The sequence below is a fragment of the Janthinobacterium rivuli genome (assembly GCF_009208735.1).
Taxonomy (GTDB): Bacteria; Pseudomonadota; Gammaproteobacteria; order Burkholderiales; family Burkholderiaceae_D; genus Janthinobacterium.
The window spans coordinates 144,465-164,402 of record NZ_WFLJ01000005.1 but is presented as its reverse complement, the minus strand read 5'-3'; the positions used below and the strand labels follow the sequence as shown (position 1 = coordinate 164,402).

At 64.9% G+C, this 19,938-nt stretch carries 20 protein-coding genes; 11 read left to right on the top strand and 9 right to left on the bottom strand.

All coding sequences use genetic code 11. The annotated features are described in order from the left end of the window. Positions 1-35: 35 nt before the first annotated feature. From mnmH to GCN78_RS08325, 3 genes are all read right to left on the bottom strand, one after another. Positions 36-1,127, bottom strand: a complete 1,092-nt coding sequence (gene mnmH / locus GCN78_RS08335; RefSeq protein ID WP_152251290.1) for a tRNA 2-selenouridine(34) synthase MnmH — start codon at positions 1,125-1,127, stop codon at positions 36-38. A 66-nt stretch (positions 1,128-1,193) separates the two neighbouring features. After that, a complete protein-coding gene (locus tag GCN78_RS08330) occupies positions 1,194-1,883 on the bottom strand; it encodes an LrgB family protein (protein ID WP_152251289.1) in 690 nt (229 codons plus the stop codon). Beyond that, positions 1,880-2,338 (bottom strand): CidA/LrgA family protein, encoded by a 459-nt coding sequence (locus GCN78_RS08325; RefSeq protein ID WP_152251288.1) that lies wholly within the window; start codon positions 2,336-2,338, stop codon positions 1,880-1,882. Before GCN78_RS08325 ends, GCN78_RS08330 begins: the two co-directional genes overlap by 4 nt. A gap of 103 nt (positions 2,339-2,441) precedes the next feature. On the opposite strand from GCN78_RS08325, the gene GCN78_RS08320 reads away from it, so the two are divergent. From GCN78_RS08320 to GCN78_RS08290, 7 genes are all read left to right on the top strand, one after another. Then, positions 2,442-3,350: a LysR family transcriptional regulator gene (locus GCN78_RS08320; RefSeq protein WP_152251287.1), complete on the top strand. Its 909-nt coding sequence runs from the start codon at positions 2,442-2,444 to the stop codon at positions 3,348-3,350. A gap of 25 nt (positions 3,351-3,375) precedes the next feature. After that, positions 3,376-4,194: a glutaminyl-peptide cyclotransferase gene (locus GCN78_RS08315; protein WP_226939531.1), complete on the top strand. Its 819-nt coding sequence runs from the start codon at positions 3,376-3,378 to the stop codon at positions 4,192-4,194. Between the two features lie 81 nt (positions 4,195-4,275). Further along, positions 4,276-5,130: a hypothetical protein gene (locus tag GCN78_RS08310; RefSeq protein WP_152251286.1), complete on the top strand. Its 855-nt coding sequence runs from the start codon at positions 4,276-4,278 to the stop codon at positions 5,128-5,130. Further along, positions 5,127-5,774 (top strand): hypothetical protein, encoded by a 648-nt coding sequence (locus GCN78_RS08305; protein WP_152251285.1) that lies wholly within the window; start codon positions 5,127-5,129, stop codon positions 5,772-5,774. Before GCN78_RS08310 ends, GCN78_RS08305 begins: the two co-directional genes overlap by 4 nt. Positions 5,775-6,055: 281 nt before the next feature. Continuing rightward, positions 6,056-8,077 (top strand): ferritin-like domain-containing protein, encoded by a 2,022-nt coding sequence (locus GCN78_RS08300; protein WP_152251284.1) that lies wholly within the window; start codon positions 6,056-6,058, stop codon positions 8,075-8,077. Next, the gene (gene bufB / locus GCN78_RS08295; RefSeq protein ID WP_152251283.1) at positions 8,077-9,015 is read left to right on the top strand and encodes an MNIO family bufferin maturase; all 939 of its coding nucleotides are present in this window, start codon (positions 8,077-8,079) and stop codon (positions 9,013-9,015) included. The genes GCN78_RS08300 and bufB overlap by 1 nt, the downstream gene beginning before the upstream one ends. Then, complete coding sequence (locus GCN78_RS08290) at positions 9,005-9,889, top strand: HvfC/BufC N-terminal domain-containing protein (protein WP_193316661.1); 885 nt, start codon at positions 9,005-9,007, stop codon at positions 9,887-9,889. Before bufB ends, GCN78_RS08290 begins: the two co-directional genes overlap by 11 nt. A gap of 65 nt (positions 9,890-9,954) precedes the next feature. Here GCN78_RS08290 and GCN78_RS08285 read toward each other — a convergent pair whose 3' ends face one another. Next, positions 9,955-10,203, bottom strand: coding sequence for a DUF3297 family protein (locus GCN78_RS08285; RefSeq protein WP_010398340.1), 249 nt, complete (start codon positions 10,201-10,203; stop codon positions 9,955-9,957). A gap of 109 nt (positions 10,204-10,312) precedes the next feature. Continuing rightward, positions 10,313-10,714, bottom strand: coding sequence for a GFA family protein (locus tag GCN78_RS08280; RefSeq protein WP_152251281.1), 402 nt, complete (start codon positions 10,712-10,714; stop codon positions 10,313-10,315). Positions 10,715-10,808: 94 nt separating this feature from the next. Between GCN78_RS08280 and GCN78_RS08275 the strand changes: the two genes are divergently transcribed. Next, positions 10,809-11,189: a hypothetical protein gene (locus tag GCN78_RS08275; protein WP_152251280.1), complete on the top strand. Its 381-nt coding sequence runs from the start codon at positions 10,809-10,811 to the stop codon at positions 11,187-11,189. Positions 11,190-11,196: 7 nt separating this feature from the next. Then, positions 11,197-11,526, top strand: a complete 330-nt coding sequence (locus tag GCN78_RS08270; RefSeq protein ID WP_152251279.1) for an immunity protein Imm33 domain-containing protein — start codon at positions 11,197-11,199, stop codon at positions 11,524-11,526. 23 nt (positions 11,527-11,549) lie between these two features. On the opposite strand, the gene GCN78_RS08265 is transcribed toward GCN78_RS08270, so the two are convergent. Both GCN78_RS08265 and GCN78_RS08260 read right to left on the bottom strand, forming a co-directional pair. Continuing rightward, positions 11,550-12,731, bottom strand: a complete 1,182-nt coding sequence (locus tag GCN78_RS08265; protein ID WP_193316660.1) for a metallophosphoesterase family protein — start codon at positions 12,729-12,731, stop codon at positions 11,550-11,552. A 122-nt stretch (positions 12,732-12,853) separates the two neighbouring features. Then, complete coding sequence (locus GCN78_RS08260) at positions 12,854-14,323, bottom strand: hypothetical protein (RefSeq protein WP_226939530.1); 1,470 nt, start codon at positions 14,321-14,323, stop codon at positions 12,854-12,856. A gap of 209 nt (positions 14,324-14,532) precedes the next feature. Here GCN78_RS08260 and GCN78_RS08255 point away from each other — a divergent pair, with 209 nt between their 5' ends. Further along, positions 14,533-16,017, top strand: coding sequence for a serine hydrolase domain-containing protein (locus tag GCN78_RS08255; RefSeq protein WP_152251277.1), 1,485 nt, complete (start codon positions 14,533-14,535; stop codon positions 16,015-16,017). A gap of 5 nt (positions 16,018-16,022) precedes the next feature. Here GCN78_RS08255 and GCN78_RS08250 read toward each other — a convergent pair whose 3' ends face one another. Both GCN78_RS08250 and GCN78_RS08245 read right to left on the bottom strand, forming a co-directional pair. Continuing rightward, positions 16,023-17,369 carry a S41 family peptidase gene (locus GCN78_RS08250; RefSeq protein WP_152251276.1) on the bottom strand — a complete coding sequence of 449 codons (1,347 nt, stop codon included), beginning with the start codon at positions 17,367-17,369 and terminating at the stop codon, positions 16,023-16,025. Between the two features lie 105 nt (positions 17,370-17,474). Next, entirely contained in the window at positions 17,475-18,065 is a 591-nt protein-coding gene (locus tag GCN78_RS08245; RefSeq protein ID WP_152251275.1) for a type 1 glutamine amidotransferase family protein, read from the bottom strand. Between the two features lie 202 nt (positions 18,066-18,267). On the opposite strand from GCN78_RS08245, the gene GCN78_RS08240 reads away from it, so the two are divergent. Beyond that, positions 18,268-19,908, top strand: a complete 1,641-nt coding sequence (locus GCN78_RS08240; protein WP_193316659.1) for a phosphoethanolamine transferase — start codon at positions 18,268-18,270, stop codon at positions 19,906-19,908. Positions 19,909-19,938 lie beyond the last annotated feature (30 nt).

Genomic DNA, 19,938 nt, shown 5'->3' with positions numbered 1-19,938 from the left:
CCTGCTAAAAAGGTCATTAAAAGCTGCGCCGGCGCTTACGCGGCGCTGGCGGCACGGGGTTCGCCGACGATAGCACATAATGCGCGCGCGGCTTGCTCAAAGGCATGTTCTGAAATGTCGGGCAGCACCAGCGGCGTCGCCTGGGCGTAGCGGCTGAAGTTGCGGGCGATCGATTGCCGGTAAACGGGGTCGTAATGCTGCACCAGCAACTCTTCCACCAGCTCGGCCATGCGGCCAGACGTGGCCAGCTGCTGCCAGTGGGCGATTTTCTCCTTGCCATGCAGCTGCGTCAACAGGGCCAGCTGCGTATTCAGGCGTGCCGGATCGCCGACGAAATGCGCATAGTCCTGCATCAGCAATTGCACGCGCTCCCCGATGTCCAGGCGCACGTCGGTGCAGGCGGCCGCGCGCATCTTTTCCATCAGGGCGTCGGGCACGCGCAGCCGGCCCACTTTCTTGCTTTCCGATTCGATGAAGACGGGGAGCGCCGGGTCGAAGGTGCGCAGTTGCTGCCACAGGGCGCTTTCAAACGCTTTTTGCGAAGGTTGTTCCGCGTCCGGCAGGCCGCCCAGCACGGAGCCGCGGTGGGCCGCCAGGTCTTCCAGGTCGATCACTTGCGCGCCCTGGCGGTCCAGCACCTGCAGCAAACGGCTCTTGCCGCTGCCCGTGGGGCCGCACAGCACGTTGATGAAGTCGAAGCGTTCGGGCAGGGTGGCCAGCTCGGCGTTCACGTGGCGCCGGTAATCCTTGTAGCCGCCTTCGAGCTGCGTGACGGGCCAGCCGATGCGCGCCAGGATGTGCGCCATGGCGCCGCTGCGGTTGCCGCCGCGCCAGCAGTAGACGAGCGGTTTCCAGTGTTGCGGATGGCCGAGGAAACCGTCTTCGATATGTCGCGCGATGTTCTTGGCCACCAGCGCCGCGCCCAGCTTCTTCGCCTCGAAGGCGCTCGTCTGTTTATATAGGGTACCGACGCGCACGCGCTGCTCGTCGTCCAGCACGGGCAGGTTGATGGCGCCGGGCAAATGGTCTTCCGCGAACTCGGACGGGCTGCGCACGTCGATGATGGCATCGAATTCGTTCAGGCGCGGCAGGATGTCGCTGAAGGGAAGCACTGCAGGGTATTTCATCGTGGCGCGGTTGCTTGGAATGGGGAAAGACGTATTATCCCCGATAAACGCCTTCCCCGTGGACCGTTAGCCCAACAATCTGCCCAGCAATGGCGCCAGCAATACGGTCACGACGCCCGAGAAAATCATCGTCAGGCTGGCCACGGCGCCTTCTTCCGTGCCCACCCGGCGCGCCACGGATAATCCAAAACCGTGCGCGGCCGCGCCATACGGGGCGCCACGGGCGATGCGCATGCGCAAGGGCAGCAGTTTCAAGAGCGGTTTGCCCAGCATCAAGCCGAACAAGCCCGTCATCACGACGAAGATGCCCGTCAGCTGGGCCGAGCCGCCCATGTGGCGCGACGCTTCCAGCGCGAACGGCGTCGACACGGAGCGGGCCAGCAGGCTGCGCGCCATGTCGCCGTGCACGCCCAGCAACCGGTCCAGCAGCAGGGTGGCGGCCACCGATGCCACGATGCCGGCGCAGCTGCCCAGCGACAACGCCAGCCAGTGCTTGCGGATCAGCTTGCGCTCCTGGAAGATGGGCAGGGCGAAGGCGATGGTGGCCGGGCCCAGCAGCCACGGCAGCCAGCGCGTCTCGCCGAAATACGTGGCGAACGGCGTCGAGGTCGCCTGCACGATGACGATCAGTATCGCCGAGGTGCAGATGGCGGGCGTGAGCAAGAAGTGCGGATGGCGGCGGTGCACGGCCTGGTTGGCGTAGAACAGGACCAGGGTCAGCAGCAAAAACAGCAGGGACAGGAGCAGGGTGCTCATGCCTGCTCCCTGGCTGCGCGCTGGCGCCGCAGTGTTTGCAGGCGCAGCTTGCGCTCATAACGGCACACCCATTCCACGGTGAAGGCCGTGGCCAGCATCACGCTGGCAAAGCCCAGGCCGATATTCACGAACAGCATCAGGCCCTGCGACTTCAACAGCTGCGTAAATTGCACCACGGATACAACCAATGGAATGAAGAACAGCAGCATGTTGGCCAGCAGCCAGTTCGCGCCCAGTTCGATAGCGGCAGGCCGTACCCAGCCCGCCAGCAGCAGGGCCACCAGCACGAACAGGCCCACCACGCCGCCGGAAAACGGCAGGTGCAGGGCGGAAGCGGCTTCATCGGCCAGCCACCAGGCGGCGATCAGCACGCCCACTTGCCACACGGTCTGCGCGGGCTGGCGCCAGACAGGGATGGAGGGCAGGGCGGCGGTGGAACAGTGCAAGGCTTTCACGGCGGGCTTTCAAACGGCTGGGGGAGGTTTTCATTGTAGTGACCGCACATCAAAAGATAAAATGACTTAAACTCATGATTATCATTCGATATTGGAATGCATCATGGATATCCGCTCCTTGCGCTACTTCGTCGAAGTGGTCGAGCAGAACAGTTTTACACGGGCGGCCGCCAAGCTGCATGTGACGCAGCCCACCGTCAGCAAGATGATCCAGCAACTGGAACAGTCGCTGGACCTGGCCTTGCTCGACCGCGCGGGCAAGCGCTTTACCCTGACGGACGCGGGCAAGGTGGTGCTGTCGCGCGCGCATGCATTGCTGGCCCTGCACGCGGAACTGAAGGTGGAGTTGCGCGATTTGCAACATCTGGAGCGGGGGGAATTGAGGGTCGGCGTGTCGCCGCAAACCCACTCCACGCTGGCGCCATGGCTGGCCGAATACCACCAGCGCTATCCGGGCATCGAGCTGAAGATGTACGAGAGCGGCACGCAAGCCATCGAGCGCGACCTGCGCACGGGCACGGTGGAACTGGGCACCATGCTCGATTATCCGGGCAACGCGGCCACCTGGCAGGATTTCGAGGCGCTGCCGCTCGTGCGCTCGCCACTGTGCCTGCTGGCCGCGCCCGGCTCGCCGTGGCAGGGACGTTCTTCCGTCGCCCTGGCCGAACTGGCCGACAGCCCCTTCATTTTCTATGGCGCCGCGTTTGCCCTGAACGACATCGTGCTGGACGCCTGCCAGCGGGCCGGATTCGCCCCGCGCATCACGGGCCGCAGCGGCCAGTGGGATTTCATTGCCTCGCTGGTCCGCTTGGGCGTGGGCATCTGCCTGCTGCCGAAGATGTATTGCGACACCCTGGAACCGTCGCAGTTTGCCGTCATTCACCTGGCCGGCCCGCCCGTGGAGTGGAATCTGATGCTGGCCTGGCGCCGCGGCGGACGGCTGTCGTTTGCCGCCCGCGCCTGGCTGGAGCTCGTCAGGGCGCGCATGGCGCAGCCCGGGCGATTACAATAGGCGCTCGTCAACCACCGTCAAGCATATGAAGAACACCGGAAAAGTCAGACTCAAGCGTACGGCAGGCTCGCTGCTGCTGGGATTGTTATGCACCGTGGGTCTGATGAGCGAAATGGGCTACGCCCAGGCCGCCATTCCCGTGTATGGATACTTTGTCAAGAATACCTACCCGCACGATCCCAAGGCGTTCACCCAGGGCTTGCTGTTCAAGGATGGCCATCTGTATGAAAGCACGGGCCAGAACGGCCAGTCGTCCTTGCGCAAGGTGGAATTGACAACGGGCAAGGTGTTGCAGAAAAGCATGCTCGACAAAACGGTATTTGGGGAAGGCATCACGGACGTGGGCGATGAAATCCTGGGACTGACGTGGATTTCGCAAACGGGCTATGTGTTCGACCAGAAAACCTTCAAGCTGAAACGCAAATTCAGCTACCAGGGCGAAGGCTGGGGCCTGGCCAGCGACGGTCATTTCGTCTATATGAGCGACGGCAGTGCCGCCATCCGTGTGCTCAATCCGAAAACCCTGATGGAAGTGCGCCGCTTCGAGGTGAAGGCGGAAGGCCGCCCCATCGAGCGCCTGAACGAGCTGGAAATGGTCGACGGGGAATTGTTTGCCAATGTGTGGGGTGCGGACGTGATCGCCCGCATCGACCCGGCCACCGGTAAAGTTGTCGGCTGGATCGACCTGACGGGCTTGCTGCCGCCCGCCCAGCGGGGCACGGCCAATCCTGACGCCGTGCTCAACGGCATCGCCTGGGATGCGCGCGGCAAGCGTTTGTTTGTCACGGGAAAACTGTGGCCCAAGCTGTTCGAGATCGAGCTGATCGAAATCCAGCGCCGTTGATGTTTCCTAACGGACAGTGTTGCTGAAGGGGAATCGGCTATCATGCTCATCCTTCGCCTGGTGCGACTCCCTGAGGATGCCATGCAGTCCCTATCTTTATGCCGCCTGGCGGCCGCCGCCAGCCTGCTTGCCGCCGTCTTGCCCGCCGCGCAGGCGCAAACACCTTACGTGCCGGTGATGCGGCAATACGGCGACTTCGTCGTCACGCGCGACCGCCACGACCCGCTCGTCACCTTGACTTTCCGCAAGCACGGCTACTGGCCCGGCGGCGCGCGCGAAGTGGTGGAAGTGCGGCCCATCAAGGCCAGGCGCGAAGGCCAGCCCATGCTGCTGGCCTTTACCAAGGGCTATACGGGCCAGGGCACGATCCTCATCGGCGTACAGAACGGCGAACCGCTGATGCGCCCCGTCAGTCCCCTGCAGCGCGACGACATGGTGCGCACGGAGCGCGATCCCGAATGGGGCGTGCCGCAGCCGGGCCGCAGCGAAATACTGCTGTTCGCCCGCGACGGCCGCGCGCTCGATACGGACACGGGCGAGCTGCTGTGGTTTGACATGCCGGGCATCGTCACGGGCGATTACGCGCCCGCCATGCTGGTCTCCGTCTCGCCCGACGGACGGCGCGGCGCCTATCTGGCCCGCAGGGCGACCAGCGTGGAGGTCGTCGTCGCCACGCGCGACGACGGCGTGGCCGGCATCCTGGCCTTGCCGCCCGACACCTATCAACGGTGGCTGAAGCCCTTGTCGCAGGCCGCTGCCGAACAGGCGGGCGCCGCCATCAAGGCGCGCCAGGGCCGCATGGATTCGCACCGCATCCAGCGCGAGCTGGAACTGGCCTGGTTCGGCCAGCAATTTCAATGGAAACAGGGCAAGAACGGCTGGCAGGTGACGGGGCTGGGCCTCATTTCCGCGCCGCCCGAGGGGGAACGGCCATGAGCATACCTGGACTGATCGCCGGCTGCTTCGCCGCCACCTTACTGGCCGGCTGCGTGCACGGGGAAATATTCGCCCAGGATTATCTGGCGCAAGATATTGACAAGCAACAAGCCTTGCTGGAACTGGACGTGGTCTTCGGGCAAGCGCCCGATGACAAGCTGACGTCGCGCGTAACGGCCCGCAATACCGTGGAATACACGGGCGCGCCGCATATCGTCGTACCGTTTTACCAGAAGGGCCTGGGCTTCGACCAGGGTTTTGCCGGCACCTACATGTTTGCCGTGCCCTATCCGATCGCCAAGGTCGAAACGGCCACGGCCCGCAGCCGCGTCTTCGGCCAGAAACTCGACGGCCAGCAGCAGGGCAGCCCGCGCTACCGCTTCCGCGTGCCGGGCAAGGCGCAGTGGAACAGCAACGAAACCTTCATGCTGGGCTTTGAGCGCAAGGGCCGCCGCGAAGAAATCACTTTCCGTTTCAGCAAGGAGCAAAGCTGCCCGTCCGCCTTCCTGGCCACCACGCCAAAATACGGCTTCCATATCAAGGTGGTCGCCACGTTCAAGGATGACAAAGGCTGCCTGAAAGTGTGCGACAGCCGCGACCAGTGGCCGGGTTTCTGCGCCTTCCAGCCGCCGCCGGCCGCCTGACTATCATCGTGCAAGCCACGCGCCGGCCCTTGCCGGTGCGGCGCTTATACACGCGCGCATTTTGCCGATTCTATTCAATTGTCATCGAATGAGCACCTGAAACGCCTATTTTCAGGGCCTAAGGGTGGCGATATTGACGCAGGTCAATGTCTGGATCGGCGCGTAAATCTTGCCGCAAAAATATCTTTCTCAGGCGTATGATTTCTGTGCCGTGACCAGCGCGCGCAGATGGCGCGGTACGGCCCGATATCCGAAACGCATCCTTCCTGTGGAGATACAGAATGAAAATGCCCGTTTTAGGAAGCACCCAGCCCGCCATCACCAACCGTCCGCTCGACATGCTGGACACCGACAAGGCCGCCGTGCGCGCCATCGCCCAGGCGGCCGTCAGCGTGGAACTGTTCACCATTCCCCTGTACATGGCCACCATGTACTCGATCCAGGGCACGCACCAGATCAACTCGAAAGGCATCACGTACTACGAAGGCCGCCAGTGGCCGGGCATGGGGACCACGGCCCGCCCCGAGCTGAAGGAACAAAAGGCCTTCAACGTCATCTTTAGCGTCTTCATCCAGGAAATGCTGCACCTGCAGATGGCGGCCAACCTGGCCACGGCCATTGGCACGGCGCCATGCTTCACGGGGTCGGAGCTGCAGTCGCAGGACCACGGCTGGACCTGCTACGGCAAGGACTGCACGGTGATCCCGCACATCGTCGACCTGCACGACACGGCCGACTACCGCCACGTGCGCGTCAACCTGGAAGAGCTGAACGCCAACCAGTGCGACCTGTTCCTCGCCATCGAGCAGCCGGAACAGCAGGCCCGCGCCCAGCTGGCGAAGTTCGACAGCCAGAACCATACAAAATACTTCCCGGAAGTGCCGCTGCCGGGCTGGACGCCGGGCAAACACGTGCACGACTTGCCCCTGTTCGGCACCATCGGCTATATGTATGAATGCTATGCGCGCTACATCAGCATCGAATACACGGATGGCCAGACCTTGTGGCACAAACTGTTCGTCAACGGTTCGGTGCAGCAAGATATGTTCAACAGCCAGGTGCAGGGCCATGCCAAGGCGGAATTTCCGAAGTTCGATACCTGCTTCGGCCCGCAAGACCAGGATGGCGGCCAGACGGGCTCGTTCAACAAGGCCATCGACATGATGGCGGCCATCACGGACCAGGGCGAAGGCAGCGCAACGGCCATCCAGCGCTACCGCCGCGACGCGGCGCAACGCCTGATGGCCGTGCAGCCCGATTACCGCGAAGACCTGGTCGCCTTGAAGTGCGATTATCCGTCCTACGCGAACAATGGCAAGGATGCGGAATCGCGCGACGCGCAGGCGCGCCACGACAGCGCCCCGTTCGACCACTACGAGCGTTTCGGCCAGGTGAAGGCCATGCTGCCGGTAAAAACCTGGGCCGCCTGGCACAAGGAAGGCGGGCACTGGAGCGAAGCCATGCTGACCAACGAGCGCTACAACCCGGCCACCGCGCCTAAGAATATCCCCGCGCCGGCGGCCGTGGCGGGCGCCCTGAACCGCCTGAAGGATGCCAGCGGCACCCTGGATATGCTGAGCACGGTGGCCACGGGCGCCATCTACGGCATCACTTCCGTGCTGGACAAATACTGGCTGAACCAGACGCTGGACTTCCCGTATCCGTCGATGGTGGGCGCGGGCGACCGCATGGCCATTTGCTGGGCCGTGCTGGGCCAGGCGCCCAACCTGGCAACGGGCGTGCCGTTGGCCGAGAAAGGCGTGCTGTACCACGCCTGCCAGGGCATGCACCTGGAGGGCGAAGCGTCGTCCACCTGCGCCGCGCTGGCCGTCTACCATACCTGCCGCGGCTCCAACGGTTGCCACGCCCAGGGCGGCTGCGGCTTTGCCCAGGCCGATACGGGCGGCTCCTCCTGCGGCCACTCCGTCAAGGCCGCCGCGGCGCCGGGCACGGCGTGCTACGTGCCGCCCGAACCGGAAGACGATAAAGTCTACAGCGCGCCCAGCGACAACAAATGCGGCGGCTTCGGCGGCTGCGCCGTGCCGATTTCGGCCTCGCAACTGTATCCGAACACCACGAAGAAGGACCCACCCGAGCCCGCCACCATGACCCTGTACGATTTCGGCCCCGCGCCCGAGCACCGCAACATTCCGCTGGGCCAGACCATGCGTTTCGCGCTGGGCGACAATGTCTACGACAAGGCCTGGGAAGCCTATGGCAAGGTGATGGCGGCGCGCGGCACGCCGGTGGGGGCTCCGCCGCCGCCCACCGACCTGCGCCTGGCCTTGCCGCCGTCCACCTGATGCGGGCCACGCATGGGGTGCCGCCACGCCTGGGCTTGCCGAACCTGGGCCTGGGCGTGGGGCTGCGCCCGCCGCATTATGAACACATCCTGCGCCACGGGCCGCAGGTCGACTGGTTCGAGATCATCAGCGAGAACTTCATCGACAACCACGGCTATGCGCGCCATGTGCTGGAGCAGGTGGCGGCGCAGGTGCCCATCGTCATGCATGGCGTCTCGCTGTCGATCGGCAGCAGCGACCCGCTCAATCTCGGCTACCTGCGCAAGCTGCGCCAGCTGGCCGGCGAGATCCGGCCAGCGTGGATTTCCGACCATTTGTGCTGGACGGGCGCCGCCTCGCTCAACAGCCACGACTTGCTGCCGCTGCCGCTGGACGAGGCCAGCCTGCGCCACGTGGGCGCGCGCGTGCGGCAGGTGCAGGAATTCCTGGGCCGTCCGCTGATCCTGGAAAACCCCAGCAGCTACGTGGAATTTGCCCAGTCCAGCATGCCGGAATGGGAATTCCTGGGCCGCCTGGCCGAGGACACCGGCTGCGGGCTCTTGCTCGACGTCAACAATGTCCACGTCAGCGCGCATAACCACGGCTATGACGCGGCCGCCTACATCCGCCAGTTGCCGCACGCCCACATCGTGCAAATCCACCTGGCCGGACCCACCGTCTGCGGCGCCGTGCTGATCGATACCCACGACGCGCCCGTGCCGGCCGCCGTGTGGCGCCTGTACGCGCTGGCGCAGCGGCTGACGGGCGGCGTGTCGGCCCTGCTGGAATGGGATGCCAATATTCCCCCATACCCGCAACTGCTGGCCGAGCTCGACAAGGCGCGCGCGGCAGGCCGGGGTGAATTCGCCGCGGCGGAGGCGGCGCCAGCCATGTCCGGCGATGCCGCAGCCGTCTCCGCGCCGCTGGGCTTTCACCTGGAGGCGGCCCATGCCCCATAGCGCCGCCGGAGATGAGGATCGGGCCGGCGGCGTCCGCGCGCCGCTGGCGCAGTTGCAGGCGTGGTTCCTGACGGCGATGACGTCGCCGGACGGGGCCGTGCGCGGCGCGCAGCTGGCCAGCGAGCGCCATGGCTTGACGCAGGAGCAAGTATTGAAACGGACGCGGGGCGGGCCGGCGCCGCTGCACATCCATGCGGATGGCTATGTGCAGCGCCTGCTCGAATGCCTGCAGGCCGACTATCCCGTCTTGCGCAAGGTCATGGGCGACGAGTTGTTCGCCTTCTTTGCCCGCGCCTATGTCTGGCGCCACCCGTCCGCGTCGCCGACCTTGTATGACCTGGGCGGCGGCTTTGCCGATTTTCTCGCCGCCAGCCAGCGTGCCGCCGGGACACATCAGGCTGCCTTGCGTTTCCCCGTGGAACTGGCGCAGCTGGAACGGGCGCGCAGCGAGGCGGGCAGGGCGCCAGGCCTGGAAAAGCTGGCGCCGCCCATGCTGGCTTCCGGCCTGGATGTGTTGTTGGGCAATGCGCGGGCCTGGCGCCTGGCGCCATGTACGCGGCTGCTGGCCCTGTCGTTTCCCATGTGTTCTTTTTGGCATCAGGCGCAGGCTGCGCCGGACGACGCCGTGCCGGCCCAGCCGGAGGCAAGTTCCTCCTTCGTGGCCATTACGCGCATGCATTACCGGCTTGCGATGCAAGAGTTGCAACCCTGGCAGTTCTACTGGCTGCAGGCGCTGGCCGGTGGCGCGCCGCTGGCGCACTGCGCGCAACAGGCGGCGCAATCGAGCGGCAGGCCGCCGGACGAGGTGCTGGCCGACGCCCTGCTGTGGCTGCCCATGGCGGCCGCGGCTGGGTTGGTCGCCAGCGATGCTTGAAGAACAAGCGGCAGACGCAAAAAAGGCCGATGAAAATCGGCCTCGATGACGACTGAATGTGTTGCTTAGCGGTAAAACGCTTCGACTTTGCCCTTCAGCTTGATCTGCAGCGGACGGCCGCGGCGGTCCAGGGACTTGGTGGAAGCGACCTTGATCCAGCGTTCGCTGATGCAATATTCTTCCACGTCAAGACGTTCCTTGTCGTTGAAGCGGATGCCGACGTCGTTTTCGAACACGGCTGCAACGTGGTAAGGGCTGCTCGGGTCGATCGACAGGCGATCGGGCAATGGGGGTAAGGTGGTGGTATCGTTCATGGGCGTAATTATCGCCCAGAATGCCGATCCAGACAACGGGGTGCGCGTGCTTATCTGGCCGGTCGCGGCGCGGCGTCCCCGCATTTCCCTTTCCAGCCATGCTTCCACCCTACAGATGCCGTGTTTCCTTTGGCGGCACACTCCACTCGTCATGCCAGCCATCGACAAAGGTGACGGGCACCTGCGCCAGTTCGGCCGCCGAGGCATCGTCGAGGCAGTTGACGCCGATGCCGACAAACGCACCGCTGCGGGCGGAATCGCCACGGCCGAACAGGCGCACGCCGCAGTGGCGGCAAAAGTAGTGGCGTTCGCGGCCGGCGCCGAAGCGGTATTCGCTCAGCTCCGCCTCGCCGGCCAGCAGACGGAAGGCCGTAGGCGGCACTTGGCTGGCCCAGCAGCGGATTTTCAGGCAATAGGAACAATTGCAGCGCAGGCTGGGCGCTGCCAGGTCGATCTCGGCCGCGAAGCGCACGGCGCCGCAGTGGCAACTGCCATGACAGGTTTTTTTCATCGTGTCTTACTTTACAGCGTTGCCGCACTAGCATGCAACTGCCTTCCTCGCACTATAATGCGGCCTGTTAACGCGACAAGACGGGAGTCACAGCATGGAAATGGCAGTCACCGACAGTCTGCGGCAACAGGCGTATGCGCTGGCCGCGGCCTTCGTGCACACGCTGGACCGGCGCGATCCTGTTGCGCTGCAGCGTGACTGGGCCCTGTCTGCGGCCGTGGCCGAGGAGGTCATCGACATGCTCGACAGTTATTTTGCGGCGAACCAGGTTTTGTCTCTGGCGCCGCTGGCGCAGGCCTTTGTGCCGGGCAAGGGCGACCGTCCCGCCGTTGACGTATATGCCACCGACGCCGGACCGCTGGGCCTGGAGTGCCTGCTGCTGGCCGATGGCGAGCCGGACGAGGCGACCTTGCACCTGGAAATGTCCGGCCACGATGGCGCGCTGCGCCTGCATTATCACTACATCGGATCCTGAGAACACCATGACTGAACTCATCAGCGAAACACAGCGGCGCATCTGCGAGAAATTCGGCTTGCCCGTGCAGGCGCCCGAGCCCATGGTGGCCCTGGCCATCGGCAGCCTGGCGCAGTCACCGATCTACGGCACGCGCGTCGTGTTGCCGGACAACGGCACCATCAGCTGGTTCATCCATTGCGGCGAGCACGACGCCGCCCCGGACTTTTACCAGCCCCTGCATGCCGCACACCTGCACGAGATGTTGCCGCAAGTGCTGGACTACCTGGCCTTGCCCAGCGGCGCCAAGTTCATCCTCGACCGCGAAGGCTACGAGGACGTGTGGCTGGAAGCGTAGCTGCCGCGCACCTGCCGCGCCAGTCATGACAAGGTGTTGAGCAGGTAGGCGTGCCGCTTGAAATCGAAACGGAAGTAGTCGAGCAAATGGCTGCCCTTGCTGAATGGCTCTTGCGGACGCGGCACTTCGTAGTATTTCCCCAGCATGACACCGTCGGCCAGTTCGACGCGCAGGAAGCCGTGATGGTCATCGGAGTAGTTTTCCAGCGTGACGGCGTCGCCCGCGTCGTCATGGAAAACGGCGGGCGGGATCAGGCGCTGGCCATGGACCTTCATGATGTGGTGCAGGTTGTGATAGCCGCCGGCACCCGTGACGAGGTACAGGGTCTTGCCGCCATCCGCATTGTCGCGCGACAGGCGTTGGTAGTTGTGGACGTGGCCGGCAAGGATGGCGTCAGGATGGCGTCCCGCTTCGGCCGCCGCCGCCGCCACCAGGTCTTTCATGTAGGTGCTGCCGGAATGGTGGTCATCGGCCGAGTAAATCGGATGGTGCAAGGCCAGCAGCAAAGGCTGGTCGCGCGGCAGAGTGGCCAATTCCGACGCCAGCCACTCCTTCTGGGGCGAGCGGACCTCGCCGCCGGCGGGGACATTGCTGTAGAGTCCCACGATGTTGGCTTGCGGCGTCAGCAAGGTCCAGTAGACATTCGGCTGCACCATGGCCGTGCGGTGGGAATCGCCCGATTCCGGCATCTTGACGGCCTGGGGTGCGCAAAAGTTGCGCACGAAACCGTCGAGTGTCTGGTCGTCCGGCAGGTTTTCGCCATCGTGGTTGCCCGGCACGGCAAAGACGGGGGCCAGATAGAATTCATAGGGCTGGTAAAACTGCTTGTAATACTCGCTGATCTGGCCGTTGAAGTAGACGCAATCGCCGGTGACGTACAAGAAGGCCGGCGGCGCGCTGGCGTCGGCCTGGAAATCGTTTTCCATGCCTTTCGCCACCAGCTCCTGCGGCACCGCATACTGGATGCCGCCCATGTCGCCATTCAGGTGGAAGACGAGCCTGCCGTTCCTGACGATGGCGTCGTACAGGGCCGGCGCCACGACGTCCTTCAGGTCGAGACGAAATGGCGTGCTGCCCGTGGGCGGCGGCAGGTCGCGAAACGCCGTGTTGCGGGGTGGCGCCTGGTGCAGCGACGACGTTGCAGTTGCATGGGGCTGTCCCAGGCCAAAGACATGCGCATTGTTGCCCGTGACAAGATCGGCCATGATGTGTTCCCTCCTGCGGCATTCCCGGCCGTTCACGCGTCGGCCAGATTTCCAGTGTAGTCGCGCGGAACCCGCATGCCGTCCCGCGCGCGAGGACATTCGATCTGGATCAATACAGCCGTTCAGCGGTCGTCGCCGTCGCGCCCCTCCGAGGCGCGCACCGTGGGACTGACCGTCGTGGCCATGCCGCTCAGCACCCAGGCGCGCTGGCTGGGCGCGAAGCGGGGCGCCAGCAAGCCGTCGTTGATTTCGCGCGTCACGGCGAAGCGCCGGAACGACGGCGCCGGCAGAAACAGGCGCGAGTTGTCGGCAAAACCATCGCTGGCACTGTCGACGTCGCCCTCCAGCGCGGAAATGACGCCATCGCCGTTCTGATCCACGCGTTTCACCTGCGCCGCATAGGCATCGTACAGGCGTTGCGGGAAGCCCACGCCCGGTTCGAACGATGCCAGGCGCACATAGGTGTCGAGCAGGATTTCACGGGCCAGCCCGCTGGGGATGAAGCGCTGGCGGTATTCACGCTGCGCGTCGTCATCGGCATCGAACTTGTCCGGGTCGCGCGGGCCCGATGCCTGCAGCGTGCCGGCCGTGTTCGGATTGTCGCCGTAATCGATGGAATTGTTCTTGACGCCGGCCGGCCCCGAGCCCGGGATCAGCGAGGACAGCGCGCCGATATTGCCGGCTTCGAAGGTGCCGGGCAGGCCGCCCGTGAAGGGCAATTCATACAGCGGATGGATCCAGTTGGTCGTGTAGTTGAACTCCCAGTAGCCATGGCAGTCCGTTTGCTGCATGCAATTGACGGCGCCCATGCTCAGCTGGATGGGCACGATATTCGTCTGGCGCGCCGGAAACTGATCGCTGGAATTGGGCAGGTGGGGCGCATTGCCATCCATCGTAAACAGCTTGCCCGGTTCATTGTTGTGCGAGCCCATCGCCCGCATCGCCGCCGCATCGGCCGCCGTCATCGTGCCGAACTGGGCCCGGCCGTCGGCGTTCGGCGCCGCCACCCGGGGGACTTCAAGGTCATGGATCATCCAGCCTTCGTACCAGCCGCTTTCATTATTGATCACGAACAGGTTCGACAGATCGGTGAAGACATCGATGAAGGCGCGCACGTCTTGCGGATCGGTGGGCAGGTCCGGCTTGGGCTCGACCACCAGGCGCACGGCGCCGATGGTGGGCAAGCCGCAGTTGCCGCCCGTGGCCGTCAGCATGGCTTGGTCATTGATGCCGGGAAAACGCGCCGTAAAGGGATTGGCTTCGAAACCGGTGGTGTCGAGCAGGTAGTACTGGAACAACTGGCTGGGTTTGTCGGCCTCGGCGAACGCCTGCATGGGCAGGTAGGTATGCGGCCGCTCGGCCATGCGTTCCAGCCGCTCCTGCAGCCGCCTCGGCAAGTTGCGCACGTCGCCGCGCAGATGCACGATGGCCCGGTCGAACAGGGCGTGGGGATTCGGGTGGCAGGGCGGTGGCGGCTGTTCCGCCAGGGCGGAGCCCGAGGCTGCCAGCGCAAGGAAGACCACGGCGGCGCGCGCGGCGGCCATGGTCTTGGAAGAAATACCGGATCGGTGCTGCACAGGCGCTTTCATCATGCCTCCCATTTCAGTTGGTCCCCGCAGGGGGGGGGCGCCGCCGCCGCGATGGCCCGGCGCCGATTCGATTATCTCAACAGGGATGGCGCGCCATTTGATCTGCGACAGGTGCGATCAGGGATGCTGGCCTGGTAAAGAAAATGCGCAGCGCAGGCATGCGAATATAGTAAGCTTGTGTTTCCATATATAAATAGAAGCAGGTATCCACGATGTCCATCCGCATGCAGCCTGGGCTGCGCCTTCTAGTACTTGCCGCGGCACTGGCCGCTGGCGTAGCGGCTGTCGTACCCGCCGCCATGGCCGCGCCGGCGGGCCTTGCCGTGGATGCCGGGCAGCAACTTGCCGCCTTCCTGCAGGACGAAATGCGCGAACGCCAGATTCCGGGCCTGCAAATTGCCGTGATACAGCGTGGCCAGGTTGTCCTGGCGCGCAACTTCGGCCTGGCCAGTCTGCAATACCAGGTACCGGTGACGGATGCCAGCCTGTTTTCCATCAATTCGGCGACGAAGGCGTTTGCGGGCGTGGCCGTGATGCAACTGGTGCAGGAGGGCAAGATCGACCTGGGCGCGCCCATTGGCCAGTACCTGACGGGATTGCCTGTCGCCTGGCAAGCCGTGACGGTCACGCAGTTGCTCAACCACACTTCGGGCTTGCCCGACGTGCTGGACCAGCGCAGCGGCAAGCTGGTGGGGCCGCAGCCGGACGACGCCGATGCGGCGTGGCAAGCCGTGCAGGCGATGTCCGTGGAAGCGGCGCCAGGCGAGCGTTACCGCTACAACCAGACCAATTACGTGTTGCTGGCACAATTGATCGAGCGGCAAGGCGGCCAGCCTTTTGTCTCTTTCGTCCAGCGCCGGCAGTTCGACGTGGCCGGCATGCCACGCAGCGGCTTTGGCGACGCGAAGGACGTGGTCGCCAAAAAGGCCAGTTCCTATGTGCTGGACCGGGGCGGCAACGGTTACCGCAACGTGATCGAGGACTTTCCCGTCTTCATGCGCGCCGGGGCCGGCATCAACAGCAATGTGGCCGAACTGGCCAACTGGCTCATCGCGCTGCAGTCGGGTCGCCTGCTGGCGCCCGCCAGTGTGGAACGGCTGTGGCAGCCGACCAGCCTGAACGATGGCAAGCCGGCGCCGTGGGCGCTGGGCTGGCCCACCATCGGCCGCGATGCGCACCGCGCCGTGGCCGGCATCGGCGGCGGACGTTCCGCCTTCTACGTGTATCCGGACGATGATCTGGCCGTCATTATCCTCAGCAACCTGGCCGGCGGCCAGCCGGAACAGCTGATCGATACCGTCGCCGGCTTCTACCTTCCCGCCTTGCGCCAGCAGCGGGGCGGCGCGTATGCCGCGCACCTGCTGCGCAAGCAGGCGGCCAGCAGCGGTTTCGACGGGCTGGAGCAGAAGCTGGCGGCCATCCGGCGCCAGCATGGCTTGTCCGCGCCCACGGAAGGCGACTTGAATGCCTGGGGCTACCGCCTGCTGGCGCAGCAGCGGACGAAACAGGCCGTCGCCGTGCTGCAGCTGGCCGTGCAGCTGGCGCCGGGCAGCGCGAATGCCCACGACAGCCTGGCCGAGGCGCATGAGGCGGACGGAGGCACGGCACTGGCCGTCGCGCACTACCGCCGTACGCTGGAGCTGGACCCGGGCAATACGCACGCGGCGGCGCGCCTGCGCAGCCTGGTCGCCCGTTAAGCTCGTCAAGTGCCCAGCTTCAGCACGGCATCGATCAGCGCGCGCGGATCGTAGGGGTTGTCCGGCAGCACGATGTCCGGCTGCAGCAGCACGGGAGTGGCCGCGCCCGACGGGCGCTGGAGCAGCAAGCGGGGCACGCCCAGCTCCAGGCCGCTGTTGGGCAGCACGAAATTCTGCGTGCCGCCGCTCTGGCGCGTGCGCGCCTGGCCCGCCGCGCCCACCACCTTGCCAAAGCCGAAGTCCTGCATGACATTGCTCAACAGGATGGAGGAGGAATACGTGCGCCCGCCCACCAGCAGATAGGTGTTGCCCGAAAAATGCAGGGGATCGTCCAGCCTCGGCTGCTGCCAGGAGGTGATCTCGCCATCGATGACGTCGCCCAGCTTTTCGTGCGCGCTGTCGCGTCCCTGTATCACCTTCTTGCGGTAGGTCGAGGCCCAGCGGTAGGGCTTGTCCGCGATATAGCGCAGCACGCCATCGATCCACAAGTCATCATTGCCGCCGCCATTCGCCCGCACGTCGATGAGCAGGGTGTCCACCTCCGCCGCGCGCATCTGGCGGAAGGCCTCGGCCGTGAATGCCGTGAATTGCGCTTTGTCAGGCCAGGCAAAGGTATTCAGGGTCAGCAGGGCGGCCTTGCCGGGTAGCAGTGCGAAGCGAAATTGCTGCGCGAAACTGCCATCGCTATCCAGATAGGCGGGCAGGGCGGCGGTGCCGGGCACCGTCAATTCCCGGCCGTCGTCCAGTTGCAAGGCATGGCTGGCCGGCGCGCCCATCACCTTCCAGTACAGGAAGGGCCAGCGCAGCGACAGCAGGCTGGCGCGAAATGCGGCCGTGTCGCCGTGGCAGCGGGCCAGCAAGTCGGCGACGATGCGGCTGGCCGGCACGCCATTGATGCGCGTGATGCGTGCGCCTTGCAGCGGCGTCGGCGCGCCGCCCAGCAGGGCCCGGATGTACAGGCCGCCAGCGCCATCGAGCGTGACTTCATAGGGGAAGAAGCGCCCTCCCTCGTCGAGGAAGGCCTGGCTTTGCGCCCGCGGCGCGGCCGGCGTGATGGCCAGGTGGCCATCGGCATACAGGGGATTGAGCGTGGCCAGCAAGCGCCAGGCCTGGTCGGGCGACATCGGCTCCCGCATCTGTTCCGCGATGGCGGCGTAGGCGTGGCCCACAGCGGCGGGATCGGCGGAAAAGCCCGGCTCCGGGTGCGTCGCGGCGATCGCGTCCTGGACGAAGCGCAGGTCGGCGCGCAGCTGTTCCGGCGTCAGCGGGGGAACGGTGGCGCCCCGGGCCAGCGCCAGCGGCGCACAGCACGACAGGATCAGGCAGGCTGACAGGTACTTCAGGCGGTTCATGGCATCCTTCTCCGGTGTCGATGAAGGATGCACTTTAATCAAGTCTGGCGCAGGACGCCAGTCATTCCGTGACGTGGCGCAGAAATTGCCCGCCAGGGAGCGGCATCAGGCGGCCAGGTGCGCACGATCCGCCTGGCCATGTTCGGCCCCGTGCATGGCCAGGTAGGCGGTCAGGTTGTCGTCGTCTATGCCCAGGGCGCGCAAGACTTCCCGCGTGAAGCTGACGGGCGCCGTGCCGGGCGCCGTGATGACGCGCTGGTCGGCCACGGCCCACGGCACGTCCTGGTACAGGGCGGCGCCCGCATAGCCGGTGTCCATCAGGTTGGCGGCGCCATTGGAAGTGTGGCGCACGGTGTCGAGCACGCCGGATTGCGCCAGCACGCGCGTGCCGTCGCAAATGCCGGCCAGCACCACGCCCCTGTCGCGCGCGGCGCGCAGCAGCGGGCCCAGGTCGGGCGCTTTGCCGCTTTGCCAGTGGCTGCCGCCGCACACCATCAGCAAATCGAGGTCTTCAAGCACAATATCTTCCAGCGCCAGCTGCGGCGTGACCAGCATGCCGCCCGATGAGGTGACGGGCAATCCGCCCGGCGTGGCGAACTGCGTGTATAAGCCGTAGTACAGGCGCGCCGTGGAATTGATCAGGGCGGTTTCCCAATCGGCAAAGTTCTCGGTCAGAATGGTGATGGCACGTGTCATGAAAAGTCCTGTCGCAGGTGGAGATATCAATATGAATACAGGCTGGCTGGCCTGCTGGTGCCGAAAGCATAATAAAAAGCACTGACAATTTCTGTCAGGAGCGCACGAGAAATGATGGCACGAGATGCAGCAGGCTGCGCTACAATCGCTGGCCCGTCCGCGCGGGCTTGTGCCCGTTCAATGTTTACTAGCCATCGCCTCCATGCTGATTCTGTTTTGCCGTGTCCTGTTCAGCATTGCTGGCCTGCTGTTGTTCTTCCTCTTCGATCAACTCAGCGCGAACGAATGCCTGAAATTGAGCGTCTTGCTGGCAGCCTTCCTGCTCGGCGTGGGCGGCGTGCTGCATGCGTGGCGCTGCCGCGCCAGCGCGATCACCGTGCTGGTGCGCGTCGTCGTGCCCGTGTTTTATCTGGACGCCGCCATCAAAGGGTTTTTGCGTGGCTATTTTGGCATGCGACCGAATCCCAATGCGGTTTTGCAAGCCATGTTTGCGACGGATCAAGCCGAAACGGGCGAGTTTTTCCTGCACAACAGCGCCGCCCTGGCGCAAGCGGCCGGCTGGTTCGTGCTCGTGACGGCGGCCGTGCTGCTGGCCGACCGCCAGCTGCAGCGCTGGCAGGCCGGGCGCGACAGTACGCCGCCGGGCTTGCCGCAAAAGTGCTTTGCCGCCGGCATGGCCGTGTTTCTTGTGCTGCTGCACGTCAACACCACCATGCGGCGCGAAAATCCGGCCCTGTTCTGGCCGCTGCGCTACCAGCAGTACGGCGCGCAACTGGAAGCGATGCAATCGATGCAGCATGCGCTGACGGCGGCCATGGCCGCGCCGCGCGACTGGAACGTGCGCTATGCGGGCGAGGATGCCCGCACCGTCATCCTGGTGATCGGTGAGAGCACCAACCGCGCCTCGATGTCGCTGTACGGCTATCCGCGTGCCACCACGCCCCAGCTCGACGCCATGCGGGCCAAGCTGCTGGTGTTCAATGACGTGATTTCTCCCGCCGCCAGCACGGTGGAATCGATGATGACGATGCTCACGCCGGCCGACATCAGCAACCCCGATGCGTGGATGGCCAAGCCGAATCTGCTGATGCTGGCCGAGGCGGCCGGCTACAAGACGTTCTGGGTGTCGAACCAGACGCGCAACGATGGCTGGATCGGCCTGCTGGCGGGCGAGGCCGATGAAAGCGACTTCATCAACTACGGCACCGGTCGCGGCGAAAACAATTTTGACGGCAACCTGTTTCCGCCGTTCGCCCACGCGCTGGCCGATGCGGCGCCAAAAAAACTGATCGTGGTGCACTTGCTGGGCGCCCATCCGAGCTATGACATGCGCTATCCCAGCCGCTTCGCGCATTTCGACCGTGCGCACGACGCCGTCAGCGCGCAGATGGAACACCAGGGCCGGTCCAGCTGGATACGCAACCAGCGCGACGAGTATGACAATGCCATCCGCTATGGCGATTACGTGCTGGGCACCCTGATCGGCATGGTGGAGCAGGCCAAGACGGACCGCGCCGCCTCTTTGCTGTTCGTCTCCGACCATGGGCAGGAAGTGGGCTACAGCCGCAATCACGCGGGCCATTCCGCCTCCGACAAGAGCGGCTATGAAATTCCCATGCTGATCTGGAATAACCGGCAGGCACCGCAATCGGCGGCCGCGCGCGCCGCGCTGGAAAGCCGGCCGTATCAGACGGACAAGCTCGATGCGACCGTGCTGGGCTTGCTGAAGATCGAGACGCCTTATTACGCGGCGCAGGACGATATTCTCAGCAGCGCCTTCACGCCCGTGCGGCGCTTCATGAATGGCTTGCAGTACCAGCGCGGCGCGGCGCTGGCCCGCTGAATCCGTCGCGCCCATGAAAAAGGCCCGGCC

Coding starts and splice junctions, on each gene's coding strand:
- GCN78_RS08305 (WP_152251285.1), top strand. CDS start 5,127: ATGAGCATACCTGGACTGATCGCCGGCTGCTTCGCCGCCACCTTACTG.
- GCN78_RS08275 (WP_152251280.1), top strand. CDS start 10,809: ATGGAAATGGCAGTCACCGACAGTCTGCGGCAACAGGCGTATGCGCTG.
- GCN78_RS08315 (WP_226939531.1), top strand. CDS start 3,376: ATGAAGAACACCGGAAAAGTCAGACTCAAGCGTACGGCAGGCTCGCTG.
- GCN78_RS08245 (WP_152251275.1), bottom strand. CDS start 18,065: ATGACACGTGCCATCACCATTCTGACCGAGAACTTTGCCGATTGGGAA.
- mnmH (WP_152251290.1), bottom strand. CDS start 1,127: ATGAAATACCCTGCAGTGCTTCCCTTCAGCGACATCCTGCCGCGCCTG.
- GCN78_RS08300 (WP_152251284.1), top strand. CDS start 6,056: ATGAAAATGCCCGTTTTAGGAAGCACCCAGCCCGCCATCACCAACCGT.
- GCN78_RS08240 (WP_193316659.1), top strand. CDS start 18,268: ATGCTGATTCTGTTTTGCCGTGTCCTGTTCAGCATTGCTGGCCTGCTG.
- GCN78_RS08285 (WP_010398340.1), bottom strand. CDS start 10,203: ATGAACGATACCACCACCTTACCCCCATTGCCCGATCGCCTGTCGATC.
- GCN78_RS08255 (WP_152251277.1), top strand. CDS start 14,533: ATGTCCATCCGCATGCAGCCTGGGCTGCGCCTTCTAGTACTTGCCGCG.
- bufB (WP_152251283.1), top strand. CDS start 8,077: ATGCGGGCCACGCATGGGGTGCCGCCACGCCTGGGCTTGCCGAACCTG.
- GCN78_RS08260 (WP_226939530.1), bottom strand. CDS start 14,323: ATGATGAAAGCGCCTGTGCAGCACCGATCCGGTATTTCTTCCAAGACC.
- GCN78_RS08265 (WP_193316660.1), bottom strand. CDS start 12,731: ATGGCCGATCTTGTCACGGGCAACAATGCGCATGTCTTTGGCCTGGGA.
- GCN78_RS08320 (WP_152251287.1), top strand. CDS start 2,442: ATGGATATCCGCTCCTTGCGCTACTTCGTCGAAGTGGTCGAGCAGAAC.
- GCN78_RS08280 (WP_152251281.1), bottom strand. CDS start 10,714: ATGAAAAAAACCTGTCATGGCAGTTGCCACTGCGGCGCCGTGCGCTTC.
- GCN78_RS08330 (WP_152251289.1), bottom strand. CDS start 1,883: ATGAGCACCCTGCTCCTGTCCCTGCTGTTTTTGCTGCTGACCCTGGTC.
- GCN78_RS08290 (WP_193316661.1), top strand. CDS start 9,005: ATGCCCCATAGCGCCGCCGGAGATGAGGATCGGGCCGGCGGCGTCCGC.
- GCN78_RS08270 (WP_152251279.1), top strand. CDS start 11,197: ATGACTGAACTCATCAGCGAAACACAGCGGCGCATCTGCGAGAAATTC.
- GCN78_RS08250 (WP_152251276.1), bottom strand. CDS start 17,369: ATGAACCGCCTGAAGTACCTGTCAGCCTGCCTGATCCTGTCGTGCTGT.
- GCN78_RS08310 (WP_152251286.1), top strand. CDS start 4,276: ATGCAGTCCCTATCTTTATGCCGCCTGGCGGCCGCCGCCAGCCTGCTT.